We start from the raw sequence: 12,276 nt of genomic DNA on the forward strand, positions 1-12,276 counted from the left end.
CCGGCTCAGTCCTCTCCGTGGCGCTCGAGCGCGTCGAGCACCTGCGGGATGATGAGGTTCACGTTGCCGCAGCCGAGCGTGATCACGTAGTCGCCCTCGCGCGCGACGCGCGCGGTGTAGTCGGCGGCGGCCTGCCAGTCGGCGACGAAGTGCACGGCGTCGGGGTCGCGGAACGCGCCGCTGACGAGCTCGCCGGTGACGCCGGGCACGGGGTCTTCGCGCGCGCCGTAGACGTCGAGCACGACCGTGTGGTCGGCGAGCGTCTCGAGCACGTCGGCGAACTCGCGGTACATCGCCTGCGTGCGCGAGTACGTGTGGGGCTGATGCAGCGCGATGATGCGCCCGTCGCCGACCACCGTGCGGGCGGCGGAGAGCGCCGCGGCCACCTCGGTCGGGTGGTGCGCGTAGTCGTCGTAGACGCTCACGCCGTGCCGCACGCCGTGCAGCTCGAAGCGGCGCGCCGTGCCGCCGAAGGACTCCAGCGCCCGGGCGGCCGACGCGAGGTCGTGCCCGAGCGTGAGCAGGACAGCGGCCGCGCCCGCGGCGTTGACGGCGTTGTGGGCGCCGGGCACCTGCAGTCGCACCTCGACGGATGCGCCGTCCGCGTGCAGACGGAACGCCACCGGTCCGTCGGTGCGGATCTCGGAGACGCGCACGTCGGCGGCGGCGTCCTCGCCGAACGTGACGACACGCGGATGCCGGAGCCGCGCGCGCACGCGGCGGGCGCCGGCGTCGTCGGCGGAGATCACGACGGCCTCGCTCGCCCCGTCGGCGAAGCGCGCGAAGGCCGCGTCGAAGGCCTCGTCGGAGCCGTAGTGGTCGAGGTGGTCGGGGTCGATGTTCGTGATGAGCGCGATCGCGGTGTCGTACAGCAGGAACGTGCCGTCGGACTCGTCGGCCTCGATCACGAACAGGTCGTCGGCGCCCGTCGCGCTGGAGACCCCGTACTCGGCGATGACACCGCCGTTGACGAACGTCGGATCGTCGCCGAGCCGGCGCAGCGCCGTGACGATCATGCCGGTCGAGGTCGTCTTGCCGTGCGCTCCGGCCACCGAGACGAGGCGGCGTCCGCCGATCAGCCAGTGCAGCGCCTGCGAGCGGTGGATGACGGCCAGCCCGCGCTCCTTGGCGGTGACGTACTCGGGGTTCTCCGGCCAGATCGCGCCGGTGTGGATGACGGTGTCGGCGTCGCCGAGATGCGCGGCGTCATGCCCGACGTACACCGTTGCACCGCGCTCGGCGAGCGCGCGCAGACCCGGGCTGTCGGCACGATCGGACCCCGACACGCGGATGCCGCGGTCGAGGAACATGCGCGCGAGGCCCGACATGCCCGAGCCGCCGATGCCGATGAAGTGGGCGGCCTCGATGCTCTCGGGGATGGGCAGGCTCAGGTCGGGTCGAATCATGACCCGACAATCCTAGGTCGCCGCATCCGGCCCCCGGCCCCGGCGCGCGGGGCGGCGCGGCGACCGCCGCGGTCACCTCACGCGCGGCGGGAGAGGGCGCCGTCGATGAGGGCGATGACGTCCTCCGTGCCGCGGCGCGATCCGACGCCCGCCGCGGCCGTGCGCATCGCCGCGAGCGCGTCGGCGTCGCACAGCAGCGGCACCACCTCGCGCCGCACCGCGTCGGGCGTGAAGCGGGCGTCGTCGATGAGTCGTGCGGCGCCGGCGGCGACGGCGGATGCGGCGTTCAGCCGCTGCTCGCCGTTGCCGACCGCGTACGGGACGTACACCGCCGGGATGCCCAGCGCGCTGATCTCGCTCACGGTCGCCGCGCCCGCGCGCGACACGATCGCGTCGGCGAGGGCGAACGCGAGGTCCATGCGGTCGACGTAGCGGACCACGGCGTAGCCCTCGGCGCCGGGATCGGCCAGGTCGGAGCGCTCGCCCGTGACGTGCAGCAGCTGCCAGCCGGCGTCGAGCACGTCGCGCCACGCGCGGCCGAAGGCCTCGTTGAGCCGCTGCGCACCGAGCGATCCGCCGAAGACCAGCAGCGTCGGGCGATCGGATCGCAGCCCGAAGTGGCGCGCCGCCTCGTCGCGGCGCGCGGCGCGGTCGAGGTCGACGATCTCCCGCCGCAGGGGCATCCCGACCACGCGCGCGCCGCGCAGGGGCGTGCCGGCGAACGCGACCCCGACGGCGGCGGTGCGCCGCGCGCCGAGCACGTTGGCCAGGCCCGGCTTCGCGTTGGCCTCGTGCACGACGACGGGCACGCCCTCGCGTCGTGCGGCGATGTAGGCGGGCGCGGAGGCGTAGCCACCGAAGCCGACGACGACGCCGACGGAGCGGTCGCGGATGTGCTGGCGCACCTGGGCGATCGCGCGGCGGAAGCGCGTGGGGAAGCCGGCCGCCGAGCGGTCGAGCCGCCGCGGGAAGGGCACCTTGTCGACGATGAGCAGCTCGTAGCCGCGCTGCGGGACGAGCCGGGACTCCAGCCCCTCGCGCGTGCCGAGCACGAGCACGGTATCCTCCGGCGCGCGATCGCGCAGCCCGTCGGCGACGGCCAGGAGGGGGTTCACGTGGCCGGCCGTGCCGCCGCCGGCGAGGAGGTAGGTCGTCACCCTCCGACCCTAACGGCGCGCGTCAGCGGGCGCGGACGGGGAGTGTGCGGGCGAAGGACAGCAGCACGCCGCACGCGAGCAGCACCGAGAGGAGGCTCGTGCCGCCCTGCGACATGAACGGGAGCGGGACGCCGAGCACGGGGAACACGCGCAGCACGACGCCGATGTTGATGAGCGCCTGCCCGACGATCCAGATCGTGATCGCGCCCGCCACGATGCGCACGAACGGGTCGTGCGTCTTGCGCACGACGTGGAAGGCGCCGACGGCGAACAGCGCGAACAGCACGAGCACGACCGCGCAGCCGATGAGGCCGAGTTCCTCGCCGACGATCGCGAAGATGTAGTCGTTCGCCGCCGCGGGGAGCCAGTCGTACTTCTCCTTCGAGTTGCCCAGGCCCAGCCCGAACACGCCGCCGGATGCGAGGCCCCAGATGCCGTGCAGCGACTGGTAGCACGTGTCGTAGTAGCACGAGACGGTGTCGGCGTCGAAGAGGTTCATGATGCGGGCCATGCGGTTCGGACTCGTCACGGCCATGGCCGCGACCAGGCCGATCGCCGCGAGCGCCGGGAGGATGAACATCCGCAGGCGCACGCCGGAGAAGAACAGCGCCGCCAGCACCACCAGCACGAGCACCATCGCCGTACCGAGGTCGCGCCCGCCGAGGACCGTCGCGATGACGAGACCGGCCACCGGCACGACCGGGATGAACACGTGCGACCACGACCGCAGCAGGGTGCGCTTGCGCCACAGCACCGCGCCCATCCACAGCGCCAGCGCGAGCTTGAGGAATTCAGACGGCTGGAACTGGAAGCCGGCGATCTGCACCCAGTTCTGGTTGCCGTACGACTCGACGCCGAGGCCCGGGACGAAGACCAGGAGCTGGAAGGCGGTGGCGCCGATGAGGACGGGCCACGCCATCCGACGGTAGAAGGCCACGGGGAGCCGGCTCGCGACGAACATGAGCGGGATGCCGAGCACCGCGAACACGCCCTGCTTGATCACCTGCTCGAACGGGTTCTGAGCGCCGTCGAGTGCCGAGGTCGCCGACAGCACCATGACGAGGCCGAAGCCGGTCAGCAGCAGAGCCGTCGACGCGATGAGGAGGAACTCGCTCGGCACCGGCGCGAAGACCCGCCCGAGGGACACGCGGGCGGCGAGACCCCGCCGCGACGCGTCGGAGGGCTCAGGCGCCTGCGTCGGGGGCGGCGTCGTGGTCGTCACGCTCTCCCCCGTCTGCCGACCCTGCGGCGATCCGTTCCCTCACGGCCTCGGCGAAGCGCCGGCCGCGGTCGGCGTAGGACGCGAACTGATCGAAGGATGCCGCCGCCGGTGCCAGCAGCACCACGTCTCCGTCGCGGACGACCTCCATCGCCAGGTCGACGACCTGTGCCATGACGTTCTCAGTCTCGGCGGCGTCGACCTCGAACACCGGCACCGCCGGCGCGTGTCGCGCGAACGCGGAGACGACCTCGTCGCGCTCCGAGCCGAGGACGATCGCAGCCTTCACGGAGCCGCCGCGCGCCGCCACGAGCGGCCCGATGTCGACGCCCTTGAGCAGCCCGCCGACGACCCACACGGCGCCGGGGTAGGCCGCGAGCGACGACGACGCCGCGTGCGGGTTCGTCGCCTTGGAGTCGTCGACCCACGTGACGCCCTCGTGCACCGCGACGACCTGGATGCGGTGCGGATCGAGCTCGAAGCGCTCGAGCGCGTCGCGGATGTCGGCGGGGTCGACCTCGAGCGAGCGCGCGAGGGCCGCGGCGGCGAGGATGTTCGCGACGATGTGCGGTGCCGCGAGCCCCGATTCCGCGAGGGCAGCGACGGTCGTCAGCTCGAGGGCCGACGTGCGCCGCTCTTCGAGGAACGCGCGGTCGACGAGGATGCCGTCGACGACACCGAGGTCGCTGGGTCCGGGCACGCCCAGGTCGAACCCGATCGCGCGGGCGCCCTCGACGACCTCGGCCTCTTCGACCATCGCCCGCGTCGCCGCATCCGCCTTGTTGTAGACGCACGCGACACGCGTGTGGGCGTACACGACCGCCTTGGCGTCGCGGTAGGCCTCGAAGGACCCGTGCCACTCCAGGTGGTCGTCGGCGAGGTTCAGGCACACGGCCGCGTGCGGGGAGACCGGGTCGGCGGAGCGGGTCTGCAGGCCGAGGTACCACAGCTGGTGGCTCGAGACCTCGACGACGAGCACGTCGAACCCGGCCGGGTCTCGCACGGCGTCCAGCACCGGCACGCCGATGTTGCCGAACGGCGCGGCGCGGCGTCCGCCGGCGGCGAGCATCGTCGCGGTCAAGCGCGTCGTCGTGGTCTTGCCGTTCGTCCCGGTGATGAGCACCCAGTCGGCGGGGCTGCCGTCCTCGCGCACGACCTTGTCGCGCACGCGCCATGCGAGCTCGATGTCGCCCCACAGCGCGATGCCGCTCTCGCGCGTCCACACGATGAGCGGATGCTGCGGCGCGAAGCCGGGCGAGGCGATGACGACGTCGGGGGCGAAGTCGCGCAGCTCGTCGGGAACGACGTCGAGGTCGCCCGTCCACAGCCGCACGCCGATCACCGGGAGCAGCCGCGCGTACTGCTCGTCGGCGCGCTCGCTCACCACGAGCACGTCGGCGCCGAGCTCGGCGAGCGTGTCGGCGACGGAGAACCCCGTGACCGACAGGCCGAGCACGGCGACCTTGAGCCCGCGCCAGTCGGCGTACCAGCTCGTGAGCGCGTCGAGGCGGTCGGCGCTCATGTGCGGGAGAGCCATTCGACGTAGAAGAAGCCGACGCCCGAGACGGCGAGCATGCCCGCGATGATCCACATGCGCACGACGATCGTCACTTCCGACCACCCGCGCATCTCGAGGTGGTGGTGCAGCGGACTCATGAGGAACAGGCGCTTGCCGCGCGTCATCTTGAAGTACGTGCGCTGCAGGATGACCGAGCCCGGGGCGATCACGTACACGCCGGCGATGAGGATCAGCAGCAGCTCGGTGCGGGTGAGGATCGCCATCGCGGCGATGACGCCGCCGATCGCCATCGAGCCCACGTCGCCCATGAAGATGTTGGCCTTGGGCGCGTTCCACCACAGGAACCCGACGAGCGCGCCGACGAAGGCGGCCGAGACGATCGCGAGGTCGAACGGGTCGCGTGTGCCGTAGCACGCCGGCTGCACCGCCTGCGCGACGCTCGTGCACAGCTGCTTCACCTGCCAGAACGAGATGAGGCTGTACGCGCCGATCACGAAGATGCCCGAGCCCGCGGCCAGTCCGTCCAGCCCGTCGGTGAGGTTGACGGCGTTCGACGTCGCCACGCCGATGAGGGAGATCCACGCGAGGTACAGCAGCCACCCGAGGATCGGTCCGAGCAGGAAGAAGCTCAGGAGCGGGATGTCGCGGAGGACCGAGATGGAATCGGATGCAGGGGTCTGGCCCGCGCGGTTGGCGAAGTTCAGCCCCACGATGCCGAAGGGCACCGTGACGATGATCTGCCCGACGATCTTCCGCCAGCCGGTGAGCCCCAGGCTGCGCTGGCTGCGCACCTTCATGAAGTCGTCGATGAAGCCGACGACGCCGAAGCCGACCATCATCCACAGCACGAGGAGGCCGGAGATCGTGGGCGGGTTGTTGCCTGCGAACGACCCGACGAGGTAGCCGACGATGGTGCCCACGATGAAGATCGTGCCGCCCATGGTGGGCGTGCCGCGCTTGGCGCCGTGCGAGGGGTTGCGGATGTCCTCGGGGGTGCGGATCACCTGCCCCCAGCCCCACCGGCGGAACAGCCGCAGGAAGACGGGGGTGAGGAACAGCGTGAAGGCCAGCGAGATCGCCGCTGCGGTCAGGAGGGATCTCACGAGAAGAATTCTCCCAGACGGTCGCCGAGGAACCGCAGCCCCGCGGAGTTGGACGACTTGACGAGCACGCGGTCGCCCTCGCGCAGCTCCCGCACGAGGTAGTCGTACGCGGCGTCGGCGTCGGGGAAGAACACCGCTTCGCCGTCCCACGAGCCCTGCGCGATCGCCTCGAGGTACATGCGGCGCGCCTCGGCGCCGATGACGACGATCCGCTGGATGTTCAGGCGCACCGCCAGGAGCCCGATGCGGTCGTGCTCGTCGTCGGCGTACTCGCCGAGCTCGCTCATCGCGCCCAGGACGGCGACGGTCCGCTCCCCCGGGCCCACGATCTGCGCGAGCGTGCGCAGCGCCGCCGCCATCGAGTCGGGGCTGGCGTTGTAGGCGTCGTTGAGGATGCGCACCCGATCGGAGCCGAGCGGCTGCATCCGCCAGCGCTCGGCGATCTCGACCGTCTCCAGCCGCGCGACGGCGTCGGCGGGGTCGACGCCGAGCGCCGTGGCCGCCGCGAGGGCGGCGAGGGCGTTCATGACGTGGTGCTCGCCGATCACCTGCAGCCGGAGGGTGAGTGCGCGCCCGTCGACGACGATCTCGGCGCGGGTGCCGTGCACCGACACCTCGACGTCGGTCGCGCGCACGTCGGCGTCGCCGCGACCGAACCAGCGGACGGCGACGTCGCGCTCGGCGGCGAGGGGCGCCATCGCCGCGACCCGCGGGTCGTCGGCGTTGAGGACGGCGAGGCCCCCCGGCCGCACCGCCTGGACGAGCTCGGACTTCGCGCGGAACGTGCCCTCGATGCCGCCGAATCCGCCGGCATGGGCCATCCCCACCATCAGCACGACGCCGATGTCGGGGGTGACGAGCCCCGCGAGCCGGGCGATGGCACCGGGCGCGCTCGCACCGAACTCGCTCACGAGGAAGCGGGTCGTCTCCGTGACCCGCAGCATCGTCAGGGGCGCACCCACGTCGTTGTTGAACGACGCGCGCGGCGCGACGGTCTCGCCCTCGCCCTCGAGGATGCGCGCGAGGAGGTTCTTCGTCGTGGTCTTGCCGTTGGAGCCGGTGATCCCCACGACCTGCAGCGCGCCGCCCGCGCGGACCCGCGCGACGGCATCCCGTGCGAGGTCGGCCAGCGACTGGACGGCGTCGCCGACGACGATCTGCGTGACAGCGGATGAGACGGGCCGCTCGACGATCGCGAGCACGGCACCGCGTTGCACCGCGGCGTCGACGAACTCGTGACCGTCGGTCACCTCGCCGGGCTTGGCGACGAAGACGCCCCCCGGCTCGATGAGGCGCGAGTCGGTGTCGACGGCACCGGAGACGACGGTCTCGGCGGTGTCGCCGGCGGCGAGACGGAGCTCTCCGCGGACGGCGTCGGCGATCTGGGCGAGGGTGAGGGAGATCATGTCTGGTGCGGGCCGTGCGTCAGCCGAACTTGGGCAGTTCGGGTGTCGTGGAGTCCGAGGGCATGACGCGGTAGGTCTTGAGGACCTGCGTCATCGCCTTCTGGAACGCCGGCGCGTTGGCCGCAGACGACTTTACCGTGGACGGCTCGTCGAGCGTCACCGCGACGACGTACTGCGGGTTCTCGGCGGGCGCGAACCCGATCATCGTCGTGAAGTACGCGCCGTTCTTGTAGCCGCCGTCGCCGTCGGGCTTCTCACCCGTTCCCGTCTTGATCGCGAGCCGGTAGCCGGGGATCGCGACCTGCTTGGCGAGCGTGCCCTGCGTCGCGACGTTCTCGAGCATCAGCGACACATCGCTCGCGGTGTCCGCGCTGATCACGCGCTGCCCCGTGGCATCCGGGACGTCGGTGACGGTGCCGTCGGACGCGGTGCAGCCCTCCACGAGCGAGAGCGGCATGCGCACACCGCCGTTCGCGATCGTCTGGTACGCGTTGACCAGCTCCGGAACGGTCGTCGTCAGGCCCTGGCCGAAGTTGGTGTTGTAGTACGTCTGGTTGTCCCAGTTCGAGGGGTCGCGCAGATCGCCGGCGGACTTCTCGCCGAAGTCGATGGCGCTCCCCGAGCCGATGCCGAACGCCCTCAGGTAGTCGTACCGGGTCTGCGCGGGCACCGTGTCGCCGAACTTCGAGATGCCGACGTTCGAGGAGTCGATGAGCACGCCCGTGAGCGTGTAGTTGTTCACGGGGTGCACGAACGGGTCGCGCACCGTCGCACCGTTGGGCATCGTCTCTTTCGACGCGGCCGACACCGTCGATCCGGGCGTCGCGCCGCCGGCGTCGATCGCGATCGACGCCGTGAGCGCCTTGAACGTCGAGCCGGGTTCGAACGAGTTGGTGAAGATGCGGCTGCCGCGGTCCTCGGGCGCCGAGCCGTTGACGTTGTTCGGGTCGACCGTCGGCCACTCCGCCATCGCGCGCACCTTGCCGGTGCCGACTTCGACGACCGTGATCGTGCCGGACTTCGCGCCGACGTTCTGCGCCTGCTCGGCGATGAGCTGCTGCAGGTACCACTGCAGGTCGCGGTTGACCGTCAGCTGCAGCGTGCCGCCGTCGACCGCGGGCTTCTCGACCGCGGTGCCGGGGATCGTCACGCCGTCCTTGCCCCGCTGGAACGTGAGCGAGCCGTCGGTGGGCGTCAGGCAGTCGTTGTCGATCTCCTCGAGCCCCGCGAGCGGGCCGTCGGTGCCCATGAAGCCGACGAGGTTCCCGGCGACGGCGCCGTCGGGGTACGTGCGCGCGGGGTGAGGCTCGAAGTAGAGGAACGGGATGCCGAGGCCGCGCAGTCGTTGGTACTGCTCGGTCGACAGGCCGCGCGTGAGGAGCGCGTACTGCGAGTCGGGGTTCTCGGCCTTCGCGTCGGTCACGATCTTCTGCACCTCGTCCGGCGTCTGCCCCGTGATGCCCGCGATCTCCGCGGCGAGCTCGGGCCACGTGACCGTGACCTTGTCGCCCGACGCGTCCTTCCGGGTGATGGCGTCGACGCGCGACGGGTCGAGCTGCGCGTCGTAGCGCAGGATGCTGCCGGCCAGCGTCGCGCCGTTCTCGTCGACGATCGACCCGCGCGTGCCGTACAGCGGGCGCGTGGCCTCGAGCCCCAGAGCGAGCGAGTCGGCGACGTGCTCGCGCGCATTGACGACCTGGATGTCCACGAGGCGGACGACGAAGCCGCTGAGCACCGCGAGGACCACGGCGAGGGCGACGACCGTCCGGCGGCGGGGGCTTCTCGTGCTGCGCGTCGTCATGGGCTTATCGTGTCGCGGGGGTGGGCAGGCCGTCCGTGACCGGCGGGGGTGTCGTGGATCCGGTGCCGTCGGCGGGCACGTCGGGCGGCGGCGCCGCCGGCACGCCCTGGATCGTCGCGTCGGGCGCGGTCACGAGCGGCGTCTCGGCCACGAGGGCGTTCGGCACGGCGCCGCGGTTGATCGCGTCGACCGCGGACGTGCCGGCGGCGGCCTGGCTCGCGCCGATCACCGCCCCGTCGCTCAGACGCAGGTACGACGGCGACTCGTTGATCACCATGCCGAGCGCTGCGGCGTTGGCGGCGAGATACTGCGGCGAGCTGAGGCCCGCGACGTCGTCGTACAGCACCTGCTTCTGCAGCGTCAGGTCGCGCTGCTGCTGCTGGAGCGCGGCGACCTCGAACGCGCCCTGGGTCGTGAGGATCGACAGGCCCATCTGCGCGAGCGCGATGGTCACGGCGCCCGCGACGGCGATGACGCCGTACGCGAGGCGCGGCCGCCGGCGCACGGCGGGCGCGTCGACGGCGTGCAGGCGGCGGGCGGGCGCGGGGGCTGCCGGCCGACGCTGTGGCAGGGCGCGGGCGAGATCGGTCATGCGTCCTCCCGGATACGTTCGGCCGCGCGCAGGCGCACGGGGGTGGCACGCGGATTGCGCGCGCGCTCGTCGTCGTCGGCCAGCTCCGCACCTTTGGTGAGGAGCCGGAAGCGGGGGGTGTGCGCGGGGAGCTCGACGGGCAGACCCGCGGGGGCGGTCGAGGCCGCCGCATCCGCGAGCACCCGTTTGACGAAGCGGTCTTCGAGCGACTGGTAGGACATCACCACGATGCGCCCGCCCACGCGCAGGGCGGCGAGGGCGGCGGGGAGCGCCCGTTCGAGGGCGGCGAGCTCGCCGTTGACCTCGATGCGCAGGGCCTGGAAGACGCGCTTGGCGGGATGCCCGGCGTTCATGAGTGCGGCCGGCGTGGCGTCGGAGAGGATGCGGACGAGGTCGGAGGAGCGCTCGATGGGGGCGGTCTGGCGTGCGGCCACGATCGCGCGTGCGTAGCGGCCGGCGAGCTTCTCCTCGCCGTAGCGCTCGAAGATCCGGCGCAGGTCGCCCTCGCCGTAGGTCGCGAGGACGTCAGCGGCGGTGGTGCCGGCCGACTGGTCCATGCGCATGTCCAGCGGCGCGTCCTGCGCGTAGGCGAACCCGCGGTCGGCGACGTCGAGCTGCAGCGACGAGACGCCGAGGTCGAACAGGATGCCGTCGACGCGGTCGACGCCGGCGCGGTCGAACGCCGGGCCGATCCCGTCGTAGACGGTGTGGAGGAAAGTGGTGCGCTCGGCGAAGGGGGCGAGCCGCTCCCCCGCGATGCGCAGCGCGTCGGTGTCGCGGTCGAGGCCCACCAGCCGCAGCTCGGGGAACCTCTCGAGGAACGCCTCGCTGTGGCCGCCCATGCCGAGGGTGGCGTCCACGAGCACCGCGCCGGGCCGCTCGAGGGCGGGACCGAGCAGCGCGAGGCAGCGCTCGAGGAGGACGGGGATGTGGATGTCGCGGGAGGTCATGATGTGCGGGTCCGGGATCCGGGGCTCTGATCCCCATCCGCGTCGACCTGGCGCCGGGGAAGTGCGTCAGGGCGAGCGGCTGGGAATCACAGCCGGGGATCAGAACAGACCGGGGATCACCTCCTGCTCCATCTCCGAGTAGGTGTCTTCGTTGCTCTCGGCGTAGGCGTTCCACGCGTCGGCGTTCCAGATCTCCGCGTGCGCGCCCACGCCGGTCACGACCAGCTCGCGCTCGAGACCCGCGTACGAGCGCAGCGCGGGCGGGATCGTGATGCGGTTCTGGCTGTCGGGCTTCTCGGCGCTCGCTCCGGAGAGGAACATGCGCAGGAAGTCGCGGGCCTGCTTGTTGCTCAGCGGCGCTTCGCGGATGCGCTCGTGCACGCGCTCGAACTCCGCCTCGCTGAACACATAGAGGCAGCGCTCCTGGCCGCGGGTCACCACGACGCCCGCGCCCAGGTCGTCGCGGAACTTCGCCGGCAGGATGACGCGGCCCTTGTCGTCGAGCTTGGGGGTGTGCGTGCCGAGCAGCATGCGCGCCCCCCTTCGTCCCGGCCTTGCGAAGTGGCTCCACTTTACTCCACTCTCCTCCACTTCACCATCGAAATGCGGTTCTTCCGCGCCATTCGCGCCTCTGCTGACGTCCGCGGGCACAAAAAAAGCACCGACTCCGAAGAGTCGGTGCTGTGGGGCCGGAGGCGCCGGGCGGGTCAGCGCCCTTCGTTGCGGCGGTCCCATCGATCGTTGATGCGGTCCATGAACGACGATCCCGAGCGGGGCGCGGCGGATGCCGGCCGCGCGGACGCCGGTGCGGACGGCGCGGAACCGCGCAGCGGGGTGACCGCGAGCACGACACCGCCGAGCATCACGAGGAAGCCCGCGACGCCCAGGATGATGCCGAGCGCATTCACGCCCACGACCACGCCGAAGACGAGAGCGCCGAGACCGGCGAGCACGAGGAGGGTCCCGATGACGATGTTGCGGTAGCTCAGAGCACGCCCGGGCGCGGTGACGACATCGGCCTCATTGCGCATGAGATGGCGTTCCATCTCATCCAGCAGGCGCTGCTCCTGTTCGGAGAGTGGCATGGAACCCCCTGGGGAATGCTTCGTAGGCGACGATTCTA

General features: G+C 71.8%; 11 protein-coding genes. All 11 read right to left on the minus strand.

The genetic code is table 11. The features are described from left to right. Positions 1 to 5: 5 nt before the first annotated feature. Entirely contained in the window at positions 6 to 1,406 is a 1,401-nt protein-coding gene (murC, locus tag EI169_RS10710; RefSeq protein WP_125132314.1) for a UDP-N-acetylmuramate--L-alanine ligase, read from the minus strand. Between the two features lie 77 nt (positions 1,407 to 1,483). After that, positions 1,484 to 2,563 (minus strand): UDP-N-acetylglucosamine--N-acetylmuramyl-(pentapeptide) pyrophosphoryl-undecaprenol N-acetylglucosamine transferase, encoded by a 1,080-nt coding sequence (locus EI169_RS10715; protein ID WP_125132315.1) that lies wholly within the window; start codon positions 2,561 to 2,563, stop codon positions 1,484 to 1,486. A 22-nt stretch (positions 2,564 to 2,585) separates the two neighbouring features. Continuing rightward, positions 2,586 to 3,785 carry a putative lipid II flippase FtsW gene (gene ftsW, locus EI169_RS10720; RefSeq protein ID WP_125132316.1) on the minus strand — a complete coding sequence of 400 codons (1,200 nt, stop codon included), beginning with the start codon at positions 3,783 to 3,785 and terminating at the stop codon, positions 2,586 to 2,588. After that, a complete protein-coding gene (gene murD / locus EI169_RS10725) occupies positions 3,748 to 5,304 on the minus strand; it encodes a UDP-N-acetylmuramoyl-L-alanine--D-glutamate ligase (RefSeq protein WP_125132317.1) in 1,557 nt (518 codons plus the stop codon). The genes ftsW and murD overlap by 38 nt, the downstream gene beginning before the upstream one ends. Then, a complete protein-coding gene (mraY, locus tag EI169_RS10730) occupies positions 5,301 to 6,404 on the minus strand; it encodes a phospho-N-acetylmuramoyl-pentapeptide-transferase (RefSeq protein WP_125132318.1) in 1,104 nt (367 codons plus the stop codon). Before mraY ends, murD begins: the two co-directional genes overlap by 4 nt. After that, a complete protein-coding gene (gene murF / locus EI169_RS10735) occupies positions 6,401 to 7,810 on the minus strand; it encodes a UDP-N-acetylmuramoyl-tripeptide--D-alanyl-D-alanine ligase (protein WP_125132319.1) in 1,410 nt (469 codons plus the stop codon). Before murF ends, mraY begins: the two co-directional genes overlap by 4 nt. A 19-nt stretch (positions 7,811 to 7,829) precedes the next feature. Then, complete coding sequence (locus EI169_RS10740; RefSeq protein WP_125132320.1) at positions 7,830 to 9,611, minus strand: penicillin-binding protein 2; 1,782 nt, start codon at positions 9,609 to 9,611, stop codon at positions 7,830 to 7,832. Positions 9,612 to 9,615: 4 nt separating this feature from the next. Then, positions 9,616 to 10,203, minus strand: a complete 588-nt coding sequence (locus EI169_RS10745) for a hypothetical protein (protein WP_125132321.1) — start codon at positions 10,201 to 10,203, stop codon at positions 9,616 to 9,618. Continuing rightward, complete coding sequence (gene rsmH, locus EI169_RS10750; RefSeq protein WP_125132322.1) at positions 10,200 to 11,153, minus strand: 16S rRNA (cytosine(1402)-N(4))-methyltransferase RsmH; 954 nt, start codon at positions 11,151 to 11,153, stop codon at positions 10,200 to 10,202. Before rsmH ends, EI169_RS10745 begins: the two co-directional genes overlap by 4 nt. A gap of 99 nt (positions 11,154 to 11,252) precedes the next feature. After that, positions 11,253 to 11,684 (minus strand): division/cell wall cluster transcriptional repressor MraZ, encoded by a 432-nt coding sequence (mraZ, locus tag EI169_RS10755; RefSeq protein ID WP_125132323.1) that lies wholly within the window; start codon positions 11,682 to 11,684, stop codon positions 11,253 to 11,255. A gap of 176 nt (positions 11,685 to 11,860) precedes the next feature. Continuing rightward, on the minus strand, positions 11,861 to 12,238 hold the full coding sequence (locus tag EI169_RS10760; RefSeq protein WP_125132324.1) for a DUF3040 domain-containing protein: 378 nt from the start codon (positions 12,236 to 12,238) through the stop codon (positions 11,861 to 11,863). Positions 12,239 to 12,276: the final 38 nt, after the last annotated feature.

It is taken from the genome of Microbacterium sp. 10M-3C3 (genome assembly GCF_003931875.1).
Classification (GTDB): domain Bacteria; phylum Actinomycetota; class Actinomycetes; order Actinomycetales; family Microbacteriaceae; genus Microbacterium.